At 67.3% G+C, this 23,627-nt stretch carries 21 protein-coding genes, 1 tRNA gene and 1 riboswitch; of the genes, 13 read left to right on the forward strand and 9 right to left on the reverse strand.

Annotated elements, in window-relative coordinates; genetic code table 11:
* Positions 1-17: 17 nt before the first annotated feature.
* Positions 18-881 carry a ParB/RepB/Spo0J family partition protein gene (locus tag AUL32_RS03070; RefSeq protein WP_202814372.1) on the forward strand — a complete coding sequence of 288 codons (864 nt, stop codon included), beginning with the start codon at positions 18-20 and terminating at the stop codon, positions 879-881.
* A complete protein-coding gene (locus AUL32_RS03075; protein ID WP_062111669.1) occupies positions 878-1,825 on the forward strand; it encodes a plasmid partitioning protein RepB C-terminal domain-containing protein in 948 nt (315 codons plus the stop codon). The genes AUL32_RS03070 and AUL32_RS03075 overlap by 4 nt, the downstream gene beginning before the upstream one ends.
* Before the next feature lie 275 nt (positions 1,826-2,100).
* Here AUL32_RS03075 and AUL32_RS03080 read toward each other — a convergent pair.
* The 4 genes from AUL32_RS03080 to AUL32_RS03095 all read right to left on the reverse strand — a co-directional run bounded on the left by AUL32_RS03080 (position 2,101) and on the right by AUL32_RS03095 (position 5,176).
* Positions 2,101-2,177 (reverse strand) — tRNA-Arg (locus AUL32_RS03080).
* A gap of 121 nt (positions 2,178-2,298) precedes the next feature.
* Positions 2,299-3,033, reverse strand: a complete 735-nt coding sequence (locus AUL32_RS03085; protein ID WP_062111671.1) for an ABC transporter permease — start codon at positions 3,031-3,033, stop codon at positions 2,299-2,301.
* On the reverse strand, positions 3,030-3,971 hold the full coding sequence (locus AUL32_RS03090; RefSeq protein WP_061974812.1) for an ABC transporter ATP-binding protein: 942 nt from the start codon (positions 3,969-3,971) through the stop codon (positions 3,030-3,032). The genes AUL32_RS03085 and AUL32_RS03090 overlap by 4 nt, the downstream gene beginning before the upstream one ends.
* Positions 3,968-5,176: an ABC transporter permease gene (locus tag AUL32_RS03095; RefSeq protein ID WP_062111673.1), complete on the reverse strand. Its 1,209-nt coding sequence runs from the start codon at positions 5,174-5,176 to the stop codon at positions 3,968-3,970. The genes AUL32_RS03090 and AUL32_RS03095 overlap by 4 nt, the downstream gene beginning before the upstream one ends.
* 294 nt (positions 5,177-5,470) lie before the next feature.
* Here AUL32_RS03095 and AUL32_RS03100 point away from each other — a divergent pair, with 294 nt between their 5' ends.
* Positions 5,471-6,607: an efflux RND transporter periplasmic adaptor subunit gene (locus AUL32_RS03100; RefSeq protein ID WP_062111675.1), complete on the forward strand. Its 1,137-nt coding sequence runs from the start codon at positions 5,471-5,473 to the stop codon at positions 6,605-6,607.
* Positions 6,608-6,610: 3 nt separating this feature from the next.
* A complete protein-coding gene (locus AUL32_RS03105; RefSeq protein WP_062111677.1) occupies positions 6,611-9,766 on the forward strand; it encodes an efflux RND transporter permease subunit in 3,156 nt (1,051 codons plus the stop codon).
* Here the strand turns inward: AUL32_RS03105 and AUL32_RS03110 are convergent.
* Positions 9,755-10,120 (reverse strand): TfoX/Sxy family protein, encoded by a 366-nt coding sequence (locus AUL32_RS03110; protein WP_062111679.1) that lies wholly within the window; start codon positions 10,118-10,120, stop codon positions 9,755-9,757. The two genes, AUL32_RS03105 and AUL32_RS03110, sit on opposite strands and share 12 nt — an antisense overlap.
* A gap of 262 nt (positions 10,121-10,382) precedes the next feature.
* On the opposite strand from AUL32_RS03110, the gene choX reads away from it, so the two are divergent.
* The 9 genes from choX to AUL32_RS03155 all read left to right on the forward strand — a co-directional run bounded on the left by choX (position 10,383) and on the right by AUL32_RS03155 (position 20,084).
* Positions 10,383-11,324 carry a choline ABC transporter substrate-binding protein gene (gene choX / locus AUL32_RS03115; RefSeq protein ID WP_062111681.1) on the forward strand — a complete coding sequence of 314 codons (942 nt, stop codon included), beginning with the start codon at positions 10,383-10,385 and terminating at the stop codon, positions 11,322-11,324.
* A gap of 77 nt (positions 11,325-11,401) precedes the next feature.
* Entirely contained in the window at positions 11,402-12,925 is a 1,524-nt protein-coding gene (betC, locus tag AUL32_RS03120; RefSeq protein ID WP_062111683.1) for a choline-sulfatase, read from the forward strand.
* 102 nt (positions 12,926-13,027) lie between these two features.
* Positions 13,028-13,117: riboswitch (glycine riboswitch) on the forward strand.
* Positions 13,118-13,264: 147 nt separating this feature from the next.
* Positions 13,265-14,572: a D-amino acid dehydrogenase gene (locus AUL32_RS03125; RefSeq protein ID WP_062111685.1), complete on the forward strand. Its 1,308-nt coding sequence runs from the start codon at positions 13,265-13,267 to the stop codon at positions 14,570-14,572.
* A gap of 127 nt (positions 14,573-14,699) precedes the next feature.
* Complete coding sequence (locus AUL32_RS03130) at positions 14,700-15,308, forward strand: N-acetylmuramidase domain-containing protein (RefSeq protein WP_062111687.1); 609 nt, start codon at positions 14,700-14,702, stop codon at positions 15,306-15,308.
* Between the two features lie 89 nt (positions 15,309-15,397).
* Positions 15,398-16,153 carry a trehalose-phosphatase gene (gene otsB / locus AUL32_RS03135; protein ID WP_062111723.1) on the forward strand — a complete coding sequence of 252 codons (756 nt, stop codon included), beginning with the start codon at positions 15,398-15,400 and terminating at the stop codon, positions 16,151-16,153.
* Positions 16,154-16,158: 5 nt separating this feature from the next.
* Positions 16,159-17,610 carry an alpha,alpha-trehalose-phosphate synthase (UDP-forming) gene (locus AUL32_RS03140; protein WP_062111689.1) on the forward strand — a complete coding sequence of 484 codons (1,452 nt, stop codon included), beginning with the start codon at positions 16,159-16,161 and terminating at the stop codon, positions 17,608-17,610.
* An 83-nt stretch (positions 17,611-17,693) separates the two neighbouring features.
* Positions 17,694-18,335, forward strand: coding sequence for a 2-dehydro-3-deoxy-phosphogluconate aldolase (locus AUL32_RS03145; RefSeq protein WP_062111691.1), 642 nt, complete (start codon positions 17,694-17,696; stop codon positions 18,333-18,335).
* 208 nt (positions 18,336-18,543) lie between these two features.
* Positions 18,544-19,413, forward strand: a complete 870-nt coding sequence (locus AUL32_RS03150; protein WP_062111693.1) for an alpha/beta hydrolase — start codon at positions 18,544-18,546, stop codon at positions 19,411-19,413.
* Positions 19,410-20,084, forward strand: coding sequence for a GNAT family N-acetyltransferase (locus AUL32_RS03155; protein ID WP_062111695.1), 675 nt, complete (start codon positions 19,410-19,412; stop codon positions 20,082-20,084). The genes AUL32_RS03150 and AUL32_RS03155 overlap by 4 nt, the downstream gene beginning before the upstream one ends.
* 51 nt (positions 20,085-20,135) lie before the next feature.
* On the opposite strand, the gene AUL32_RS03160 is transcribed toward AUL32_RS03155, so the two are convergent.
* The 4 genes from AUL32_RS03160 to AUL32_RS03175 all read right to left on the reverse strand — a co-directional run bounded on the left by AUL32_RS03160 (position 20,136) and on the right by AUL32_RS03175 (position 23,625).
* Entirely contained in the window at positions 20,136-20,579 is a 444-nt protein-coding gene (locus AUL32_RS03160) for a hypothetical protein (protein WP_062111697.1), read from the reverse strand.
* Positions 20,580-20,802: 223 nt separating this feature from the next.
* Positions 20,803-21,348, reverse strand: coding sequence for a DUF2867 domain-containing protein (locus AUL32_RS03165; protein ID WP_062111698.1), 546 nt, complete (start codon positions 21,346-21,348; stop codon positions 20,803-20,805).
* Between the two features lie 11 nt (positions 21,349-21,359).
* Positions 21,360-22,484: an autotransporter outer membrane beta-barrel domain-containing protein gene (locus AUL32_RS03170; RefSeq protein WP_062111700.1), complete on the reverse strand. Its 1,125-nt coding sequence runs from the start codon at positions 22,482-22,484 to the stop codon at positions 21,360-21,362.
* 160 nt (positions 22,485-22,644) lie between these two features.
* On the reverse strand, positions 22,645-23,625 hold the full coding sequence (locus AUL32_RS03175) for a 2-hydroxyacid dehydrogenase (RefSeq protein WP_062111702.1): 981 nt from the start codon (positions 23,623-23,625) through the stop codon (positions 22,645-22,647).
* Between the last annotated feature and the right edge of the window lie 2 nt (positions 23,626-23,627).

A 23,627-nucleotide genomic window follows, 5' to 3' on the forward strand; every position in this document is an offset into this window, starting at 1 on the left:
AAGGCCATCGGATCGAGATGATCCCGATCGCGCGTATCACCGTCCTGAACACCCGATCGCGCAACAAGCGCCAGCACAAGGAGATCGTCGACAACATCGAGGCGATCGGTCTGAAGCGCCCGATCAAGGTCAGACGCTATATCGAGGACGGGGTCGAGCGCTATGGCCTGATCTGTGGTGAGGGCCGCCTGGAAGCCCTTCGCATGCTGGGCGAGAGGGAGGCTCCAGCATTCGTTGCCGACTCAACCGAGACCGAATGCCTTGTCATGAGCCTTGTCGAGAATATAGCACGGCGGCAGCATCGACCGGTCGACCTCATGGGCGAGATCGGTAGCTTACAAAAGCGCGGTTACAACGATGTCGAGATTGGCCGCAAGATCGGGGTCTCGGCGGGTTGGGTCAACATGATCACCACGCTGCTCGATCGCGGCGAAGAAAAGCTGGTCGCGGCGGTCGAGACCGGCCTGATCCCGGTGAGCTTCGCGATCGATATCGCAAGAGCGGGTTCGTCGGAGGCGCAGGATATCCTCACGGAAGCCTGCGCTGCCGGAAAGATCAAAGGCAGGAAGGTCGGCATCCTTCGTCGGCTGCTCGATCGTCGGATGCGAACGGCAGCGGTGCGGGATAACCCTCTCGGAGGAAAGCGGAGCAAGTCGCGCCGTCTGACCGTTGCCGATCTCATGCAGATCTATCAGCGCGAAGCCGAGAAGCAGCGTCTGATCGCCAAAAAGTCCGACTTCACACACGCCAAGCTCCTGTTTCTCGTGGAAGCGCTCAAGGACCTCCTGTCTGACGACGGGTTCGTGACACTGCTGCGAGCGGAGCACCTGGAGACGATGCCGCGTGCCTTGGCGAAACGCATCGCGGGAGATGCAGCATGAGCCGGGAGAAAGACGCAGACGATCCAAGCGTCAACGACGATGGCGGTGTTCGGCTCGGTTTCGAACGTGAGACGATCATCGTTCCTCTAGACAGGTTGGTACCGTTGCGCACCTTCCGTCCAGGTATGAAGGAAAGTCGCAAATACGCTCAGATCCTCGCGTCCGTGAAGATGATCGGTCTCGTCGAGCCGCCGGCGATTGCGCCCGATCCAGGTCATCCCGGTACCTACTTCCTGCTCGATGGCCATATTCGCGTGGAAGCGCTGAAGGATCTTGGTCAGACGGAGGTCGAATGTCTCGTATCCACCGACGACGAAGGCTACACCTATAACAAGCGGATCAATCGCTTGGCCGCCGTTCAAGAGCACAAGATGATCGCGCTTGCCGTCAAGCGAGGCGTGCCTGAAGAGTTGATTGCGGAGGCGTTGAGTATCGAGGTCGTATCCGTTCGTCGCAAGTTCCGCATGCTGAACGGTATCTGTGCGGCAGCGGTTGAGCTGTTGAAGGATACGATCTGTCCTGGTGCGGTCTTCGATCAACTGCGGCGCATGATGCCGGCGCGTCAGATCGAGGCGGCCGAGCTGATGATCGGGCAGAACAACTTCAGCGTCGTGTTCGCCAAAGCGCTCCTGGTCGCGACGCCGGAAAAGCAACTCGTCCAACTTCGAAAGCCGAAACTTGGCGGCGCGTCGGCAGCCGCTGCTGGGCAAATCGCACGGATGGAACGAGAACTGGCCAGCCTGCAAACGCAGGTAAAGTCGGTTGAAGAAACCTATAGCATCGACAACCTGCACCTCACCGTCGCCAAGGGCTACGTCGCAAAGCTGCTCGGCAACGCGCGGATCGTGCGTTGGCTGAGCCTTCACCGACAAGAGTACTTGGGCGAACTTCAGTCCATCGCTGAGATCAGTTCGCTCGCGATCCCGCCGATTGCGGCAGAGTGAGCGATACGGGGACCGGGACCCGGTAAGCGGGAGGGCCGCTGGAGGCGCCACACGCTGGGTGGATCAAGCGTGGCGATGGGGATCGCGGCGATCCCGCTCGGAGCCCAGCAGTCCTGATGAGGTTTCACTGGCCGAACGAGCTGGTAGAGGCGCCGCCTGTGACACTTTAAAAGCGTATCAGCTAAGCGCTGAAAGCGACCCCGGACCGCCCAACAATCCCATATGGGTTGATGATGTACCGGTTCGCGGCTCTATACCAAACTGATCGAATTTGTTGGCGCACCCGACAGGATTCGAACCTGTGACCTTCGCCTTCGGAGGGCGACACTCTATCCAGCTGAGCTACGGGTGCCTGACCTGACGGCCGCGTTCCGAGGCTGGCTCGGGACGCGCTAAACTCCTTACAGGAGGACGGCGGGGCAGGCAAGGTGCGATCTTGAGCTTGGCGGCTCGTTTGGCCTCGCGAGTGGGGTTCAGATGGCGCGGGCGAGGCGGCGTTCGAGCCAGGCGAGCGTGTCGTTGAGGAGAACGGCGAGGGCGCCGACGATCGCGCCCCCCTGCACGACGAAGGCGAGATTGTCCGACAGGAGGCCGGCGATCACCACTTCGCCCAGAGTGCGGGCGCCCACCGTCGAGCCGATGGTCGCCGTGCCGAGGCCGATCACCGCCGAAAGGCGCAGGCCGGCGACGACGAGCGGCAGGGCGAGGGGGAGTTCGACGCGCACGAGGCGCTGCCAGGGTGTCATGCCGACGCCGCGCGCCGCTTCCAGCACCGGCCGGGGCACGCCAGTGAGACCGGCGATCGTGGTCTCGAAGATCGGCAGGAGACCATAGAGGAAGAGGGCGACGAGGGTCGGCGCCTCGCCGAAGCCGATACCCGGCACGGCCAGCGCCAGAACGGCGACGGGCGGAAAGGTCTGGCCTATATTGACCACCGAGCGCGACAGGGGAATGAACTCCGCCCCCGCTCGGCGCGTGACGAAGATCGCCATCGAGACGGCGAGGCAGGCGGCGGCGAGCGTCGCGAGGCCCGTGATCTTCAGATGCGACAGGGTGAGTGCGAGAAGGTCTCCCTTGTCGTAGATCGCCGGCGCGCCGTTTTTCGTCAGCGGTCGCAGCAGCGGCTCGTAGAGACCGGGCCGAACGAGGAAAGCCAGAAGCAAGGCCAGGAGGGCGAGGCGCCAGAGCCGCGCCAGGAGACGTGTCACGAAGCGGGCCTCGCGGCGGAGCGAAGCAGCGCCGAGGTGCGCACGATGCCCAGAAGCCGGCCCGAGGCATCGGTCACCGGCGCCGCGCCCCGGTTGGACCAGAGAAGGTCGGCCAGCGCGTCTCGCCGGTTGGTGTCTGTGCTGAGCGGCGCGCCGGAGGCAGCGCCCGGCTCCACGAGATCGGCGAGCGTGCCGAGCGACAGAAGCTTGAAGGCGCGATCGTTGGCGCCCAGCATCTCCTCGACATAGCTGTCGGCCGGGCGGGCCAGGATCTCGGCCGGCGAGGCGCATTGGCGCAGCCGCCCGCCTTCCATCACGGCGATGCGGTGGCCGAGATGAACGGCCTCTTCCATATCGTGGGTAACGAGGACGACGGTCGTGCCGGTCGCCTTCTGCACGGCCAGGAGATCGGCCTGCGCGCGGGCGCGGATGATCGGGTCGAGCGCTCCGAAGGGCTCGTCCATCAGGAGGATGGCAGGCTTGGCGGCGAGCGCGCGGGCGACGCCGACGCGCTGCTGCTGGCCGCCGGAGAGCTGGTGCGGGTAGCGCGCGGCATAGTCCTTGGGCGCCAGCCCGAAGAGATGAAGAAGTTCCTCCACCCGCGCCTCGACGCGCGGCCGCTCCCATTTCAGGAGGTTGGGCACGGTCGCGATGTTCTCGGCCACGGTGCGATGCGGAAACAGCCCGTGGTTCTGGATGACGTAGCCGATGCGCCGGCGCAGCTCCGGTCCGTCGATCGAGCGATTGTCCTCGCCGTCGATCAGCACCTGACCGGAGCTCGGCTCGGTCATCCGGTTGACCATGCGCATGAGCGTGGTCTTGCCCGAGCCGGAGGCGCCGACGATCGTGCAGATCGTGCGCGGCTCGACCACGAGGCTGACGTGATCCACCACCGCCTTGCCGTCATAGACTTTCGAGACGTCGCGAAATTCGATCATGCGGACGATCCTTGGGTCTGGGGTATCTGGACGAGCTCGACGGCGGCGTCGAGCAGGACGGCGGCCGAGAAGGCAAGGGCGACGGTGGGCAGCGCGCCGAGCAGGACAAGGTCCATTGCCGTCTGCCCGAGGCCCTGGAAAACGAAGACCCCGAGCCCGCCGCCGCCGATCAGCGCCGCGACGGTGGCAAGACCGATATTCTGGACCAGCGTGATGCGCACGCCCGTCAGGATCACCGGCAGAGCTAACGGCAACTCGACGCGAAACAGGCGCTGGCCGGCCGTCATACCGAGGCCGCGCGCCGCGTCGTGCGCCGCAAAGGGCACGGCGGCGAGGCCCGCGACGGTGTTCGCCACCATAGGCAGGAGAGAATAGAGAAACAGTGCCACCAGGGCGGGCGCCGCGCCGATACCGGCGATGCCGAGCGTCCGCGCGCCCGGCACGTTCAGCGCCACCCAGCCGAGCGGCGCGATCAGGAGGCCGAACAAGGCGATGGAGGGAATCGTCTGAACGATGTTGAGAAGCCCGAGCACGGGCTCACGCATCACGGCGGCGCGATGGCAGAGAATGCCGAGCGGCAGGCCGACCGCGACCGCCGCCAGAAGCGAGCCGAGCGCCAGAACCGCATGGGTGCCGAGTTCGCGCGCGAAGGCGTCGGCGCGCGGGCGATATTCCTTCATCACCGACAGATCGTCCCACAGGCCGAGCCGGAACAGGGCGAAAAGCGCGAGCGCGGCGGCGGCGAGCAGAGCGACGCGCAGAAGCGGCGGCGGGCGCAGCCGCGCCAAGGCGTCGGTCGCGAGCAGAGCCAGGGCGAAGACGAGCAGCCAGAAGCCCGAACCGGGCGCGACGCGGGCATAGGTGTTGCCGGCGGGTGTCAGATGCGCCGGCGCGAGGCCCAGCCCGACCAGCACCAGACCAAGGCCCGCCAGCGCCGCCACGAGGCGAAGAACCGGCGGGCTGCGCCAGAGCGCCACAAGGGCGACGAGGCCGAGCGCCAGGGCGAGAGGCCAGGCGAAGGAGGGCGCGATCGCTTCGAACAAGCCACGCCCCTGGCCGGGCACGATGCGATTGGCGCGAAAGGTGGCGAAGGGCAGAACCGCGAGCGCCACGGCGCCGAGGCCGGCCAGGAGAAGGCCGAGCCTGTCGGGGCCGCGCGCGGGGGCACGGGCGGTCTCGCGTATCTCCGCCTCCAGGGATGCCATCCGCCGATCGTTCTCCGCTAGTCTCGAATGGTCGGGAACGGCCGAGGCCAGCCCCGTGACGTGCCATGACGCTTGGCGTTTCCGAAAGGCCCCGCTTCTGGAGATTATGGCGCGCGGAACGCCCGCGTCATCGGTAGCCCCTTAGAATCCGAAGCAAGGCGGGCCGCCATGATGCCGCAAGTCGTTTTGCGCCCCCGGGCGTTGACGCAATGTTTCGTAACCGCCACGTCATGCCACGGCCGTTCTTTCCGGCTAGACGATAAGTTGCACATTTGAGTTTTGGGTTGAATTGGCATGGCCGGAAGGCTCCGCACAGGTCTGATCGTTCTTCTTCTCGCCGGCGGCGTCGCTGGGGCGATTGGCTGGAGCCGCGCGCGCGAGACTTCGCCGGCCGCGCCTCAGGCGGTGGCCTCGACGGTGGCGCCGCCGCAGAGCGTTGAACTGGCCGGGGCGGAGGTCGCGAAGGTCGCGCCGCAGACGCTGACCCGCACAGTGCGCGTGTCCGGCTCGGCGGAGCCCCGGCGCGTCGGCGCCGTCAACGCGCAGGTCTCCGGTCAGTTGGCCGAAGTCGGTGCCGAGGTGGGGCAGGAGGTCGAGGCCGGCGAGGTGATCGCGCGCTTCGACACGGTGGTGCTGCGGTCCGCGCTCGCCGCGCAGGAGGCGACGCTGGAAGCCAAACAGGCGCAGCGGCGGCTTGCGGCCTCGACGCTGGAGCGCAGCCGGCGGCTCGGCTCGGCCGGCATCTCCTCCGAGGCGACGCTGCTGCAGGCCGAGGCCGAGCTTCTGGGGCTGGAGGCCGAGGTGCGTGGGCTGGAAGCGGGCGTCGCTGACGCCCGCAAGTCGCTGAGCGATGCCGAGGTCAAGGCGCCCTTTGCCGGCATCGTGTCGGAGCGCTCGGTAGAGCCGGGGCAGAGCGTGCCGGTCAACACCCAGCTCTTCAAGGTCGTGGACCTCAGCGAGATGGAGATCGAGGCGCTGGTGCCGACCAGCCGGATCGCCGACGTGCGCCTCGGCCAGACCGCCCATATGCGGGTCGAGGGCTCTTCCGGCCGGACCGTGGAAGCGCGCGTGGCGCGCATCGCGCCGGTCGCCGTCGCCGGCTCGCGCGCCGTGCGCGTCTATCTCAGCGTGCCCAACGGCGAAGGTCTCCTGCGCGGCGGCCTCTTCGCCACGGGCGAGGTCGAGGTCGAGTCCTTTCCCGATGTGATCGCGCTTCCCGCCGGGGCCATTCGTCGCGACGAGGAGGGCGCCTTCGTTCTCGCCGCGCGGGGCGGCCGGCTCCATCGTCAGCCCGTGCAACTCGGCGCGGACTTCGCCGACCGGGGTCTGGTGGAGGTGGCGCGCGGTGTGGCGGAAGGCGACGTCGTCGTCACCGCGCCGCTGCCCGACCTCAAGCCCGACGTGGAAGTCTCCATCGCGGATTTGGGTTAACCCATGTTCCTCACCCGCATCAGCGTCGGCCATCCCGTCTTCGCGACGATGATGATGGCGGCGATCGTCGTGATCGGCCTGTTCGGCTATTCCCGGCTGGGCGTCGAGCAGTTTCCGCAGGTGGACCTGCCGGTGGTGGTGGTCTCCACCACCTATACCGGCGCCTCGCCCGAGACGGTGGAATCGGAGGTGACGCGCCCGATCGAGCAGGCGGTGAACACGATCGGCGGCGTCGATACGGTCTCCTCGCAGACCTACGAGGGCCGCTCGCTCGTCATCGTCGAGTTCACGCTGGAAACCAATTCCGGCGTCGCGGCGCAGGAGGTGCGCGACCGCGTTTCGCGCCTTGAGGCGGGCTTCGCCGACGCGGTGGACACGCCGCAGGTCACCCGCTTCAACCCGGACGACCAGCCGATCCTGTCGCTCGCCATGTCCTCGGCCACGCATTCGCTGACCGAAATCACCACGATCGCCGACCAGATCGTCACCAAGCGGCTGAATGTCGTCACCGGCGTCGGCCAGACTGCCATTATCGGCGGCGCCAAGCGGCAGATCCAGATCCTGCTCGATCCCGAGCGCATGGAGGCGCTGGGCGTCGGCACCTCGGCGGTGCTCACCGCCATCCGGCGTGAGAACCAGGACATCGCCGCTGGCTCGCTCATTTCCGGTATCGACCAGCGCACCGTGACGGTAGAGGGGCGGATCGGCGATGTCGCCGGCTTCGAGCGAATCATCGTCGCGAGCGAGGGCGGCGCGCCGATCTATCTTGCCGACCTCGCCACCGTGCGCGAGGGCGGGGCGGAACTGACCAGCCGCGCGGCGCGCAACGGCGTGCAAGCGCTGGGCGTCGATGTGGTGAAGGTGCAGGGCGCCAACACGGTGGAGGTCGCGAACGCGCTGCGCGCCGAAATCGGTAAGCTCCAGGCGGAACTCGGGCCGCAGGGCTTCGAGCTCGCGGTCTCGCGCGACAATTCCCGCGCCATCTCGGCCCAGGTTTCCGAGGTGCAGCGCACGCTGATCGAGGGCGCCTGCCTGACGGTCGCCATCGTCTTCCTGTTCCTCAATTCCTGGCGCTCCACGGTCATCACCGGGCTCACCCTGCCGATCTCGGTGATCGGCACCTTCGCGGTGGTCCATGCCTTCGGCTTCACGCTGAACACGATGACGCTGCTGGCGCTCTCGCTCGCCATCGGCATCCTGATCGACGACGCGATCGTGGTGCGCGAGAACATCACGCGCCATCTCGCCATGGGCAAGAGCCATCGTCAGGCGGCGCTCGACGGCACGAACGAGATCGGCCTTGCGGTTCTGGCGACGACGCTTTCGATCGTCGCCGTCTTCCTGCCCGTCGCCTTCATGGGCGGCATCATCGGGCGCTTCTTCCTCCAGTTCGGCGTCACCGTCTCGGTGGCCGTTCTCATCTCGCTCTTCGTGTCCTTCACGCTCGATCCGATGCTCTCCAGCGTCTGGTACGACCCGCACGCCCATGCGGGCGCCAAGCGCGGGCCGGTCGGCCGTCTGGTGGCGCGCTTCGACCGCGGCTTCGAGCGCCTGTCGGGCGCCTATGCCGGCATTATCCGCTGGAGCTTCCGCCATCGCATCCTGACCGTGGCAGTGACGCTCGCGATCTTCGTGGGAAGCCTGATGCTGGTGCCGCGCATCGGCGCGGAGTTCCTGCCCGAGGGCGACAATGGCGAGTTCAGCGTGTCGCTGGAGGCGCCGGAAGGTTCCTCGCTCGACTACACCGCGATGAAGGTGGGCCAGGTCGAGGCCGTGCTGCGCACGCTGCCCGAAGTCGCCACCACCTATTCCACGATCAATTCCGGCGGCTCGCGCGGCTACAACGCGGCGAGCATCGCCGTAACGCTGAAGCCGATCGCGGAGCGCACGCGCTCCACCGCCGAACTGATCGAGCCCCTGCGCCCGCGCCTGTCGCGCATCGCCGGGCTCACCGTCTCGCTCAATCAGAGTTCCATGGGCGGGGGAGGCGGTGGCGGGGCTTCGTCCAAGCCGCTGCAATTCTCGGTGCTTGGCGAAAGCCCGGCCGAGCTGAAGCGCCTGTCGGACCAGCTCACCATGGCGCTGCGCGCCATTCCCGGCGCGATCGAGGTGGAGTCCTCGATCGAGGACGAGCAGCCGACGCTGGCCGTGCGGGTGCGGCGCGAGGCGGCGAGCGATCTCGGCATCACGCTGACCGAGATCGGCGACACGCTGCGCCCGCTGGTGGCGGGGGATGCCGTCTCGGTCTGGAATGCGCCGGACGGTGAGACCTACGATGTCATGGTGCGCCTGCCCGAGGAAGGGCGCGCCCGCGCTGAGCAGCTTCGCGCGCTGACCATCGCCACGGGTCGGCGCGACGCCGAGAACCGCCCGGTCACCGTGGCGCTCGACCAAGTGGCCGATGTCGTGGACAGCGTGGCCGCCAGTTCCATCAACCGGCGCGACCTGCAGCGCGAGGTGCGCATTTCCGCCAACGTCTCGGGCCGGGCCTTGGGCGAGGTCACGGCCGATCTGCAAAAGGAGATCGCCAAGCTCCAGCTGCCGGCGGGGTACCGCGTCTCCTTCGGCGGCGACGCGGAGAACATGGTGGAAAGCACGGGCTACGCCGTCCAGGCGCTGGGGCTGGCGGTGATCTTCATCTATCTCATCCTCGCCTCGCAGTTCGGCTCCTTCCTCCAGCCGGTGGCGATCATGATGTCGCTGCCGCTCTCGCTGATCGGCGTTCTGCTGGCCCTCTTCGCCACGGGCTCGACGCTCAACATCTTCTCGATCATCGGCTTCATCATGCTGATGGGCCTCGTGACAAAGAACGCCATTCTCCTGGTGGACTATTCCAACCAGGCGCGGGGCAGGGGCCTGTCGCTGCGCGACAGTCTGGCGGAGGCGGGCGCGGTGCGCCTGCGGCCCATCGTGATGACGACGCTCGCCATGATCTTCGGCATGCTGCCTCTGGCGCTGGGCCTTGGCGAAGGCGGGGCGCAGCGCGCGCCCATGGCCCATGCCGTCATCGGCGGCCTCATCTCCTCCACCGTGCTGACGCTGATCTTCGTGCCGGTGGTGCTGACCTATCTCGACGGGTTCAAGCGGCGCACCCGCCGCTTCCTGCCGCGCTCGGCGGACGATCCCTCGCTGGATCAAGCGTCAAGGCTAAAGCCCTGAGTCGGGCTTTCGACGACGCGGCGTCTTGGGCTTGGCGGCCTCTGCGCGCAAGGCTGCCTCGAAGGCGAGGCGAACCCATGTCATCAGGCTTTCCGGGTCGTCCAGCGCCTCGTCCGGGATGGACCAGTAGGGCATGAGCACAGGCTTTCCCGCCTTGCCCTCGTAGCTCCACTGCCGCGCCCCGGCAGCGGCGAAAAGCGGCGCGCTGACGGCGTCGGCCTTCAGCAGGATCTCGTCCGCCAGATCGATCGCCACGATCAGCCCGTCGCGGTAGATGCCCTTGCCGCCGAACATGCGGCGAATGCCGACCGGGCCGAGCCCTTCGAACATCTCCTCGATGCTTGCGTCGTCCACCGTTCGGCTCCCGTCCACGTCCAGCCGCGACCCTAGCCTCGCGCGGAGCGGGGAGAAAGGCGGCGGGCTCCGCCACATGAGCGGCATTCGATTCGATCCTGTTCCGGATGCGACGAAGCGCTTGCGCAAGAGCGGCAAATCCCCGCCGGCCGGTCATAAGCGATCGAAATGACCTTGAAAGGCGCCGCGCACTCGGTCCTGATGCGGGTGAGCGTCGCCGCGTGGCGACACGGCCCATGAATGGCCCACAAGGAGACCGCCCATGATTCGCCCCGCCCGCGCGTTTCTCGCCGCCCTTTGCGCTTCCGCCTCGCTGGCCGGTGCGGCTTTTGCGGCCGATGCGCCCGCTTGCCAGACCGTGCGCCTGTCGGACCCCGGCTGGAGCGACATCACCTCCACCAACGCCCTGGCCAGCGTCGTGCTCGAGGGTCTCGGCTACAAGGCCGATGTCGAGACGCTCGGCGTGCCGGTGGGCTATCAGGCGCTCGCCAACAAGCAGACCGACGTCTTCCTCGGCAACTGGATGCCGGCACAGAAGAAGTTCCGCGACGAGCTGGAGGCCAAGAAGGCAGCCGACGTGCTGACCCGCAATCTCGAAGGCGCCAAGTTCACGCTCGCCGTGCCGAACTACGTGGCCGAGGGCGGGGTCAAGGACGTGAAGGATCTTGCCGCCAACGCGGCCAAGTTCAAGTCCGAGATCTACGGCATCGAGCCCGGCGCGCCGGCCAACACCAATATCCAGTCGATGATCGACGCGCCGGCCTACGCGCTGAAGGGCTGGAAGCTAGTGGATTCCTCCGAGCAGGGCATGCTGGCGCAGGTTCAGCGCGCCGCCCGCTCCAAGGATTGGATCGTGTTCTTGGGCTGGGCGCCCCATCCCATGAACAGTATCGGCATCACCTATCTCTCCGGCGCCGACGAGTTCTTCGGCCCGAACTACGGCGGCGCCGAGGTCTTCACCCTCGCGCGCACGGGCTATGCCACGGATTGCCCCAACGCCGCCAAGCTCTTCTCGCAGCTGCGCTTCGAGATCGGCATGGAGAACGAGATGATGGCGGCGCTGGCCGAGGGCACCGACCCGCAAAAGGCCGCCAAGAGCTGGCTCGCCAAGAACCCGGGGGTTCTGGAGCCCTGGCTTGCCGGCGTCACGACGCTGGACGGCCAGCCCGGCCTTGCCGCCGTCAAGGCCAAGATCGGCGCCTGAACGCCATTGCCATTCCTGTCGGCGGCGCTCACACCGGGCGCCGCCGATTTCATGTCCTGAAAGCCCGAAAGACCGCCATGACCGCCGCGCGCCGCCCCAACATCCTCGTCATCATGGTGGACCAGCTGAACGGCACGCTGTTTCCCGACGGGCCGGCGCCCTTTCTCCACGCGCCGAACCTCAAGGCGCTGGCGGCGCGCTCGGCCCGCTTCGTCAACACCTATACGGCGAGCCCGCTCTGCGCCCCGGCGCGCGCCTCGTTCATGAGCGCGCAGCTGCCGTCCAAGACGCGCGTCTACGACAACGCCGCCGAGTTCGCCTCCGACATCCCGACCTTCGCGCATTATCTGCGCCGCGCGGGCTATCGCACCATTCTGTCTGGCAAGATGCACTTCGTCGGGCCGGACCAACTTCACGGGTTCGAGGAGCGGCTGACCACCGACGTCTACCCCGCCGATTTCGGCTGGACGCCGGACTACACCAAGCCCGGCGAGCGCATCGACTGGTGGTATCACAATCTCGGCTCGGTGACGGGCGCGGGCGTGGCGGAGATCACCAACCAGCTCGAATATGACGACGAGGTCGCCTATCATGCCAAAGCGCGGCTCTATGATCTCAGCCGCGCGCAGGACGAGCGGCCCTTCTGCCTCACCGTTTCCTTCACCCATCCGCACGACCCCTATGTCGCGCGCCGCCGCTTCTTCGATCTCTACGAGGACGCGCCGCATCTCCTGCCCGAGGTCGGGCGCATTCCCTTCGATCGGCAGGACCCGCATTCGCAGCGCCTGATGACGGCCTGCAACGATGCCGACTATGCCATCACCGACGAGATGATCGCCCGCTCGCGCCGGGCCTATTACGCCAACATCTCCTATATCGACGAGAAGGTGGGCGAGCTGATCGAGGTGCTGGACGCCACACGGATGCTGGACAGCACCGCGATCCTCTTTGTCTCCGACCATGGCGATATGCTGGGCGAGCGTGGTCTCTGGTTCAAGATGAACTTCTTCGAGGGCTCGGCGCGCGTGCCGCTGATGGTGGCCGCGCCCGGGCTTGCGCCCGGCGCTTTCCCAACCCCGGTCTCCACCCTCGACGTGCTGCCGACGCTGGCCGATCTCGCCGGCATCGACCTCGGCTCGGGCGCCGAGTGGATCGACGGCGTGTCGCTGCTCGACACGGTCGCGCGCGGCGAGCGACGCGAGGCGGTGCCGATGGAATATGCAGCGGAAGGATCGGTCGCGCCCATGGTGGCAATCCGCGAAGGGCGCTGGAAATACACGCGCTGCGCCGCCGACCCGGATCAGCTCTTCGATCTCGACGCCGATCCGAAGGAGCTGCGCGATCTCGCCGGCGACCCCGCCCAGAGGGAATTTCTGGAGGCGTTTCGCGCCCGCGCCGCATCGCTTTGGGATCTCGACCGCTTCGACCGGGACGTGCGCCAGAGCCAGGCGCGCCGCCACGTCACCTACGAGGCGCTGCGCAACGGCGCCTATTACCCCTGGGATTTCCAGCCGCTGCAGAAGGCCTCCGAGCGCTACATGCGCAACCACATGGACCTGAACATTCTGGAGGAGTCGCAGCGCTTCCCACGCGGGGAGTAAGGTGCCTGCCGCTTTGGGAGGCAGGGTGCCTGAATCGAGGCAGGAAATGCCGGCGCTTCGTGCTTGCTGCGGCATGGGATGTCGCGTATCTTAAAGTCCATATCGCCGCATGCGGGAGAGACCGGCCGAAAGGCCGGCGCCGAAGGAGCAACCGCCCCGGAAACTCTCAGGCAAAAGGACCGCTCGGCGCGAAAACACATCCGGAGAGTGACGGCGCCTTGGCGCGGCCGTCCGCCGAAGGAGAAAGCGGAACGGGGGATGATCCCGGTTCCGTGAAACTCTCAGGCCAATGACGGAGGGGCACGACCAGACCCGAGATGTTCGGGCGAAGGAAGAATCGTGACCTCCATTGCCGTTATTGGCGCCGGCATCACCGGCGTGACCACTGCCTATAAGCTCCTTTCCCAGGGCCTCGACGTGACGGTCTTCGACCGCAACGCCTATTCGGCCATGGAAACTTCCTTCGCCAATGGCGGCCAGCTTTCGGCCTCCAATGCCGAGGTCTGGAACTCGCCCGCGACGTTCCTCAAGGGTATCAAGTGGATGCTGAAGAAGGACGCGCCTCTGCTCGTCCATCCCAGCCCCTCCTGGCACAAGCTCTCCTGGATGGCCGAGTTCGTGCTCGCCGCGCGCTCCTACGAGGAGAACACGATCGCCACCGTGAAGATGGCGATCGCCGCCCGCCGCCACCTCATCGAGATGGCCGAGCGCGAGGGCTTCGAGTTCGACCTCGTGAAGCGCGGCATTCTGCACGTCTACGAGACCGAATCCGAGTTCAAGAACGCGCTGCGCGTCAACGAGCTCTACAAGAAGGGCGGTCTCGAACGCCGCGTCCTCGACAATCCCGGCATTCACGAGATCGAGCCGGCGCTCGCCGGCACGTTCCATGGCGGCTTCTTCACCGAGAGCGACTTCACCGGCGACATCCACAAATACACCCGCCGCCTGTCGGACGCCTGCGCGCGCAAGGGCGTCACCTTCCGCTACGAGGCTGACATCACGCAGCTTTCCACCCGCGAGGGCGGGGGCGTCGCCGTGTTCTCGCGCAAGGCGGGCACGGAAGCCGAGGCCACGCGGCAGGATTTCGACGGCGCCGTCATCTGCGCCGGCGTCGCCTCGCGTCGCTTCGCCGCCATGCTGGGCGACCGGGTCAACGTCTATCCCGTGAAGGGCTATTCCATCACCGTGAACCTCGAGGACGAAGCCAGCCAGGAGGGCGCGCCCTTCGTCTCTCTGCTTGACGACAAGGCCAAGATCGTCACCAGCCGCCTCGGCCGCGACCGGCTGCGCATCGCCGGCACGGCGGAGTTCGCCGGCGAGAACCGCGACATTCGCATGGCACGCATCAAGCCGCTGGTGGACTGGTGCCGCTACCGCTTTCCAGGCGTGTCCACCGCCTCGGTCGTGCCCTGGGCGGGCCTCAGGCCCATGATGCCCGACATGCTGCCCCGCGTCGGCCGCGGCAAGGCCAAGGGCGTCTACTACAACACCGGCCACGGCCATCTCGGCTGGACGCTTTCGGCCATCACGGCCGACACGATCGCCGCGGAAGTCGCGGGCGACTACAAGGCCTCCGGCACGCCCGTTCGCGGCGAGTTGAAGCCGGTGGACGCCGTGCGCAAGGAAGCCGAGCGGGAAGCCGCCTGATCCGACCCCTGCCGCAGGTGCCTTTGATCTTGGCGCCTGCGCCAAGCTTTTCATGATCTATCCCCGATTTGTCCCCCTCCGTTGGCGCGGCCCCATCCTGGCCGCCGTTCAACGGATGGGGATTTTCATGTCGATCTCAAGCGAAGTTCTGGACGCCGCGCGGGCCGTGGAAGCGCGAAGAGGCGTCCGCGCAGCGGCGCTTGTCGCCGCTTCTCTGGTGGAGACCAACGCCCGTGCCTTCGCGCCCGTGGGCGAGCGGCGCGAGCCTCTGATCCGCTTCGAGGGGCATTATTTCGACCGGCTGCTGGACGGCGACAAGCGCCGTATCGCGCGGCTGGCGGGCCTGTCCTCGCCGCGCGCGGGCGCGATCCGCAACCCGGCGGGCCAGGAGGCGCGCTGGCGTCTCCTGTCGCAGGCGGCCGCGATCGACGCCGAGGCGGCCTTCGAGGCGACGTCCTGGGGTCTGGGGCAGGTGATGGGCTCGCATTGGCGCAAGCTCGGCTTCGCCGGCGCGGGCGAGATGGCGACGCGGGCGCGACAGTCGGCCGAGGGCCAGTTCGACATCGTCGCGCGCTTTCTCAAAACCGGCCCCTTCGTGGAGCGGCTTGAGAGGGCGGACTGGGCTGGCTTCGCGCGCCTCTACAACGGCCCGGGCTTTGCCGCCAACGGCTATGACGGCAAGATCGCCAGCGCTTGGCGGCAGGCGTCGCGCGCGCTGGGCTCCCCTGTGGTCTGAGCGACAGCCAGGAGAAGGGCGGCGAGACGGCGTCCTTTCTCTGGCGGAACCATGTTCCCGAATCGGCAAAAGGGCCTATCTCGGGTGGCATGAACCTTCCGCCCCCGATCGACCCCGCCCGCCATGCGCTGTTCATCGACTTCGACGGAACGCTCGTGGACCTTGTGGACGACCCCTCGAAGGTCGTCCTTTCCCCCGAGGCCGTTCGGCGCCTCGGGGAAATCCAAGGCGCGTGCGAGGGCGCCTTCGCCGTGGTCAGCGGCCGGCGCATCGTTGATCTCGACCATTTCCTGCGGCCGCTGCGCTTTGCCGCCGCCGGTGTGCATGGGCTGGAGCGGCGCGACGGGCCGGGCGAGCCGGTCGTGCCGCTCGCCGGCCCGGAGGGGCTCGACCCCTTGCGCGTGGCGCTTTCGGCCGGCGTCGTTGAGGAGCCGCGCCTGCGGCTGGAAGACAAGAAGACCGCCCTTGTCGTCCATTATCGCGGCCATCCCGAGCTTCAGGAAGCGGCGATCCGCCTCGTCTCGGCCGCCGTGGACGAGCAGCCCGGCTTTGCCGTGATGAAGGGCGACAACATCGTCGAGGTGCATCTGGCCGGCATGGACAAGGGCAAGGCGATCGAGGCCCTGATGGCTCATGCGCCCTTCCAGGGCCGCGTGCCGATCTATCTCGGGGACGACACGACCGACGAATTCGGCTTCTATGCCGTGCGAAAGCTTGGAGGAATTTCGGTGAAGGTCGGCGAGGGGGCGACCGAAGCGGAGTATCGCCTCGCCTCGGTGGATTCGGTCCACCGCTGGCTGGGCGTCGGGAGGCCGGGGGCCTCCGAGGAAGTCGAAGGGGAATGACATCCATGGGCGACACCAACCAGCGGCTCGTCGTCGTCTCGAACCGGGTCGGTCCGCTGAGCGACGAGGGAAAGGCCGGAGGGCTCGCGGTGGGCTTGGCCGACGCCCTGCGCCGGCGCGGCGGATTGTGGTTCGGCTGGAGCGGGGAAACCTCGGAGGAGGGGACGAGCAGCGACTATCGCATCGAGACCCACGTCCACACCTCGCTGACCACGATCGACATGAGCGTGGAAGAGCTGGATGGGTTCTACTACGGCTATGCCAACCGCTCGCTCTGGCCGCTCCTGCATTACCGGCTCGACATCGCCTCCTTTGATCGGGCCACGGCGCGCGTTTATCGCGACGTGAACCGGCGCTTCGCCGAACGGCTCTGCCCGCTGCTGACACCGGACGATCTCGTCTGGATTCACGACTATCATTTCTTCTTCATGGGCACGGAGCTTCGGCGCTGCCGCTACGACGGGCGGCTCGGCTTCTTTCTCCACATTCCCTTCTGCCCCCCCGACCTCCTTTCCGCCCTGCCGGGCAGCCAGGATCTCGTGCGCGCCATGCTCGACTATGACGTCGTCGGCTTTCAGACCGAGGGCGACCGGCGCAATTTCGTGGCCTTTTGCGTGCAGGAACTGGGCGCCGAAGACATCGACGGCGACCGCGTGCGCACGCAGGACGGGCGCATCGTGCGCGCCTCCGCCTTTCCGATCGGCATTGATGCGCATGGCTTCGCCGAGTTCGCCAAGTCCGACGAGGCGCGCGAGCACGAGGCCATGGTGCGCGAGATCTCGCGCGGCCGTCACCAGATCGTCGGCGTCGATCGGATGGACTATTCCAAGGGCTTGCCGGAGCGCTTTCGCGGCTTCGAGCAGCTGTTGGAGGACGAGCCGGAGCAGCGCGGCAACGTGCAGTTCCTTCAGGTCGCTCCGCTGTCGCGCTCCGAACTGGAGGCCTATGCCGAGCTGCGCGTCGAGCTGGAGGGGCTCGCCGGCAACATCAACGGTCGCTTCGCGACGCTCGACTGGAACCCGATCCAGATCATGGTCAACGGGTTCACGCGCAGGGCGCTGGCCGGCATCTACCGCGCCGCGCAGATCTGCATGGTGACGCCGCTGCGTGATGGCATGAATCTCGTCGCCAAGGAGTTCATCGCCGCGCAGGACCCCGAGGACCCCGGCGTCCTGATCCTGTCGCGCTTTGCCGGTGCCTGGGCCGAGATGCCGGAAGCCCTGATCGTCAATCCCTATTCCACCGACGACATTTCCCGGGCCCTGTCGCGCGCCGTCGCCATGCCGCTGGACGAGCGGCGTCGGCGCCACGAGGCGATGCGCGAGCGCGTTTTCACCAACACGGCGCAGCACTGGTGCGAGAGCTTCCTGGCGGTGCTGGACGACGGGCACGAGCGTGATCTCCAGCCGCGCTCCTGGTGGCATCGTTTCGGCTTCGGGGGCTCGCCGGCGCGCTGACGAAACTGCCCTGTTTCGGCACGGGCGGGGATGGTCTAAGGAAGCGGGAACCCACCGCACAGCCGCCCGAAGGGACCGGAGCCATGACCCAGAAGACCCATGCGTTGCTTGAAATCCTGGAAGCCCAGCCGGTCATGCCCGTGGTCGCGGTGGAAAGCGCGGCCGACGGCGTGAAGCTCGCCGAAGCTTTGGTCAAGGGCGGCCTGCCGGCGATCGAGGTGACGCTGCGCACGCCCGCCGCGCTGGACGCGATCCGCGCCATCTCGGCCGAGGTGCCGGGCGCCATCTGCGGCGCGGGCACGATCCTGACGCCGCGCCAGTTCGAGGAAGCGGTCGAGGCGGGCTCGCGCTTCATCGTCTCGCCCGGCACGACGCACGAGGTGCTGGACGCCGCCAAGACCTCCGAAGTGCCGCTTCTGCCGGGCGCGGCGACGCCGAGCGAGCTCATGGCGATGATCGAGGAGGGCTACGAGATCCTGAAGTTCTTCCCGGCCGAGCAACTGGGCGGCATTCCCTACCTCAAGTCGCTCGCCCCCGTCTTCAAGGCGATCCGCTTCTGCCCGACCGGCGGCGTGTCGCCCAGCAACGTGTCGGACTATCTGGCGCTGCCGAACGTCGTCTGCGTCGGCGGCTCGTGGATCGCGCCCAAGGACATGATCGCCGAGGGCCGTTTCGACACGATCACCCAGCTCGCCCGCGAGGCGGCGGCGCTGCGCACGCGCTGACGCTTCAAGAGGCGGTGCCGGCGGGGAGGGGCGTCTCTCTCCGCTTCCGGCCGGTCATTGCCGGCCCTGCCTCGACCCAGACGGACGAGACGCGAAGGCTGGCCCCCTGGCTAGCTCGCCTGCGACCCTTTCGTTCGCGCGGCATTGCCGCTGGCTTTCGGCCGTCGCCGCGCCATGTTCGGCCCGGTCGTCTCCAGCCGGATCGGTCATGTCGCGCTTTCTCCCCCGCCTCCTCGGTCTTGTCTCCCTCTGCGTTCTCGCCGGCTGCTCCGCCCCGGCCTTTCTCAACGCCGTCACCTCCCGGGCCGGGTTCGAGACGGTGCGTGATCTCCGCTACGCGCCGGGGGATCGCGGCACTTACGATCTCTACGTGCCGAACGGCGCGACGGCGACGACGCCGGTGGTCGTCTTCATTCACGGCGGAAGCTGGGACGGTGGCTCCAAGGCGCTTTATCCCTTCGTCGGACAGTCGCTGGCCTCGGCCGGCTTCGTCGTGGCCATTCCCAACTATCGGCTTTATCCGCAAGTCACCTTCCCCGGCTTTGTGGAGGATGGTGCGAAGGCTACGGCCGTCGTCGCGAAGCTCGCGCGCGATGGCGGCCAGGGCATCCCCGCCGGGCGGCACCCGCTGTTTCTGATGGGCCATTCCGCTGGCGCGCAGATTGCCGGCCTGCTCGCCTTCGACGAGCGCTATCTCGCCCGCGTCGGGCTGAAGGCGCATGATCTCGCCGGCTTCGTCGGCCTTGCCGGCCCCTACGATTTCCTGCCGATCCAGGAAGAGCGCTACAAGGCGATCTTCCCGCCCGCGACGCGCACCGACAGCCAGCCGGTTCGCTTTCCCGACGGACGCGAGGCCCCGACGTTGCTGATCGCAGGGCTGGCCGACACCACCGTAAACCCCGAGGAGACGCGCTCCATGGCGCGGGCGATCGAGGCCAAGGGCGGCCGGGTCGAAACGCAGTATTACCCCGGTCTCGATCATATCGGCGCGGTCAGCTCCCTTGCCACGGCGCTGCCGCTCGGCAACCCTGCGCTTCGCGACCGCGTGATTCTCTTCCTGAAGGCCCATTCCCGATGACCGACGCCTCCCTCGCGACCTGGACGCCCAGACCCCTGCCTGGGGACGCGCCGCTGGTGGGCCGCCATGTGCGGGTCGAGACCCTGGTGGACGACAGGCATTTCGCCAATCTAGAGGCGGGGTTTCGCGGTCACGACCAGCTTTGGGACTATCTCGCTTATGGCCCGTTCGACGGAGCCGAGAGCTTCCATCGCTATGCCGAGGCGACCTATCTCGGCAGCGATCCGAAATTCCATGCGATCATTCCCACCGACACGGGTAAGGCGGCCGGCGTCGCCGCCCTGATGCGCCTCGATCTCGCGAACGGCGTGGCGGAGATCGGCCATATCTGCCTCAGCCCCGGCCTGCAGAAGACCCGCGCTTCGACGGAGGCCTTCGCGCTCCTCTATGGCCGCGTCTTCGACGAGTTGGGCTATCGCCGCCTGGAATGGAAATGCAACAGCGGCAATGCCCCGTCGCGCCGCGCGGCCGCGCGCTACGGCTTCAGCTACGAGGGCCTGTTTCGCCAGCACATGGTGGTGAAAGGCCGCAACCGCGACACGGCCTGGTTCTCGATCACCGACAAGGAATGGCCCGGCGTGAAGGCCGGGTTCGAGCGCTGGCTGGCGGACGAGAATTTCAACGGCGAGGGGCACCAGATCCGCTCCCTCGAAGCGTGCCGCGAGGGCTGAAACGAAAGCGGCGCCCGAAGGCGCCGTCCGTCTCCTGCACTGGGGCAAAGCTTAGCTGCGCGCGGGGACGATCGTGATCAGCGCGTTGCTGGGATAGACGGATTCGTAGAGAACGCCGTCGCCCGGCATGAACTCCAGGACGGTCTCGCCCTGGTGGTCGGTCATGACCAGCGAGCCGTCATTCTTGGTTTCCCAATAGGCGACGCGGGCGAGATCGGGCGACTTGGCGCAAGCCGGGCCGATGGGCAGGCGGTGCGGCCCGTCCGAATCCACCGGACCGTTGACCTTGCAGCTTGCGCCGTTGCGCAGGTCGATGAGGCGGAGCGTCTCGGCATCGGCGCCCTGGGCGTCCGCGGCGATCGACGCCGTGATCTCGGGCGAGGGTGACATGGCGGCCACGAGACTGTCGGTCGAGGCGACGGCCGGCCCCTGGAGGTAGGAAGCCAGAATCGTACCCGCGAATCCGACGACGAGAGCGACGGGGGCGAATCTCATATTCGATCTCCTGCGGCACAGGCACCGAGCGGCGAACCATCGGCTCGCCAAAGCGGGTGTCCTGAAAATCGAGGCGGGCGGCTGATCGCTGTCCTGACCATGCCCGCTGGAGAGCCAGTATCACTCCATTAATCTTACCTGAAGGTTAACGAAACGCATTTGCAACACATTTTTCGCAAGTGCGAAGGTGCGTTCCCGACGCTGGCCGCCAAAAGATCGGCCTTTATGCCTGCCGAAGACGTTCGGCATCGACCTTCACGAGGCGAAGGGTCCGCTTGCGGATCAAGCCGCTCACAGGGCGGATCGCCAGCCAATAGGGCATCATCTTCAGCCGCGTCGCAAGGTCGGGGCAGAACACGCGGGTGCGCGTGGTCAGCCGCATGATGTCAGGCGAGGCAGGCTCCACCGCATAGGACAGGACCAGTTTGGCAACGCCCGTCTCGGCGAAAGTGCGGAAGGCCTCGGCGCTGTCGAGCCGAACCAGGCCAAAATCCGGCCGCCAGAAGCGACCTGCCAGCCCGAACGCCAGTTCGTTTGTCGTGCGCTCCAGCCGAACGAAATTGTGCAGGCCGAATGGATCGGACGGGTCGCGAAGGCCGAGGAGCCGCGCCGGCACCTCGCGAAGGCCCATGAGGCGCGCCACGAGCGGATCGTCGCCGGGCGCCAGTCGCTCCACCGCATCCAGAATGCCGCCGGGCTCAGCCTGGATCTCGATCGAGTGCGTCTCGGTGAATTGCGCGTCGGGGAGATAATGGAGCGACAGGGACATAAAGGGGTGGCTCAGAACTTGCCGCTGATCTTCATTTCCATGGACGAGCGCGGGGAGGCGTTCTCCCAGATCGTCTTGTGCTCGATCCGGGCGCTCCAGTCCGGCGTGATGTCGGCGCGGATGCCGGGCGTGAAGGTGAGGCTGGCGAAGCCCGAGCGGCCGAAGACATCGTCCTGCCCGCGCATCTGCGCCTGCGACAGATCGCGGTTCAGCTCGACGCGAAAGCCCGGACGGAAGGAAAGGCCATAGGCCTTCATCGTGTAGTCCGTGCGAAGGCCCGCGATCGCGGTCGCCTTGCTGGCGCCGACCGTCGCGCCGTTCAGCGCGGGCAGGAGATCGGCGCCGAGGCGCGAGACCTGCGCGCGGCCATAGGGCGAGATCATCCAGGCGCCGCGACGGTGCTCGTAGCCGAAGGTGAGGGCGCCGAAGCCCTGGGCCAGCCCGCCGACAAAGGCGGGCGCGTCCAGGCTGCGGGTTTCCGCGAGGCGCGAGGCGCCCGCCACCACGTCCACGAAGGTGCGGGCGGTGGGGTGAAAACTGCCATAGGTGGCAAGGCTTAATGCGCTGACGGTGGAATCGCCGATACGCTGGTCGAGCCCCAGCGCCATGCCGAGCGAGGTGCGGTTGGACAGCGACAGGTCGAATCCGCCCGACAGGCCGGCGAGGCTCCGCCCGCCGTCGAGCATGCCCGATCCGTCGCGCCCCATCTCGACTTCGCCGGTTGTCCAGAGATTGAGCGCGGTCCGGCTCTCGGCGCTGCGGCGGATTTCCAGCGCGCGGCTTGGCGTCTCGCGCGCGTTGAACTCCTCGCCGAGATAAAGGCTCGGCAAGACCGGCATGGGCACGGCGTCGAGAAAGGGCGCCAGCGTGCGGTCGGCGTCCGGCGCGGCGATGCGCAGCGTCAGGTCGAGATCGGTGTTGCGGGTCTGCTCGGGGTCGCGCACCTCCTCCATCCGCTCGCCCAGGCGCGCGATGGTGGCGGACGCGAGATCGGCGGCGAGGCCTGTCGAGCCTTCCACCGTTTGCGCGGCGAAGCTGGGAGATGCGACAAGCAAAGCGCCTGCAAGGGCGAGGGCCGCGCTGCAAGCCTGCCGGCGGGGCGACACGAAGACGGTCGAGCGTAAGGTGTCGGTCATCAACCGCTCCCTTGCGTTTCGATAGAGGGGATTTATCGCAGCGCAATATGGCGCGAGGCTGGCAGACGCGGAACCCTCAAGCGCGGGACTCAGCCATGCGGCACGGGCGGGCCGGTTTTAAGTCTTTGTTAACCCATCGAAACCCGGCCGCGCCTCTCGCTTAAGGACGGCGCATCAACCCCGCCTTGGCGCTTTCCGGCACGGGCGTTTCCAGCGCTTCGCTCGCGAACCAGCGGCTCAGATTGTCAGCCACCAGATTGCCCATAAGAATGCGGGTGTCGCGCGAGGCCGAGGCGACATGGGGCAGGAGCACGGTGTTGGAGAGACGGCGCAGGCGTTCGGGGATCCGGGGCTCGTCGGCGAAGACGTCGAGCCCGGCGGCGGCGATGGTGCCCGTTTCCAGCGCCTCGATCAGCGCCGCCTCGTCCACGGTCGAGCCGCGCCCGATATTCACCAGAATGCCGTCCGGCCCCAGCGCACGCAGGATTTCGGCGTCGATCGCCTTGTCGGTCGAGGCTCCGCCCGGCGCAACATTGAGGAGAATGTCGGAGGCTTGCGCCAGCGCCGCGAGGTTCGCGTCGTAGGGATAGCCAACGTCGCCCCGCTGCGAGCGGTTGTGGTAGCGGATGGCGACGCCGAAGCCTTCCAGGCGCTTGGCGATGGCAAGGCCGATCCGCCCGAGGCCCATGATGCCGACCGTCTTGCCGCGCAGGGAGAAGCGGGTGAGGGGATAGGGTCCCTTGTGCTCCCATTCGCCGGAGCGGGCATGGGCCTCCGCCTGGGGCAGCTCTCGCACCACCATGAGAAGGAGAGCGACGGCCGTGTCGGCGACTTCGTCGGTCAGAACGTCCGGCGTGTTGGTGACGGCGATGCCGCGCCCGGCCGCATGGCCGGCGTCCACCCCGTCATAGCCGACGCCGAAATGACCGACGATCTCCAGCGCCGGCAGGGCGTCCATCGCCTCGTTCGGCAGATGGCCGGCGACGGCCACGGCCTTCACCGCGCCGCGCTCGCCCTCGCTCAACTCCGACAGATCGCGCGATTTGAGATGGCGGACCGTGAAGCGGCGTTCGAGTTCGGCCAGACCATCCGCATTGTAGGGGCCGAAGACGAGAACGGGAGGCTTCGTGTCGGAGGTCAAGG

The sequence above is a fragment of the Aureimonas sp. AU40 genome, assembly GCF_001463785.1.
Lineage (GTDB): Bacteria > Pseudomonadota > Alphaproteobacteria > Rhizobiales > Rhizobiaceae > Aureimonas.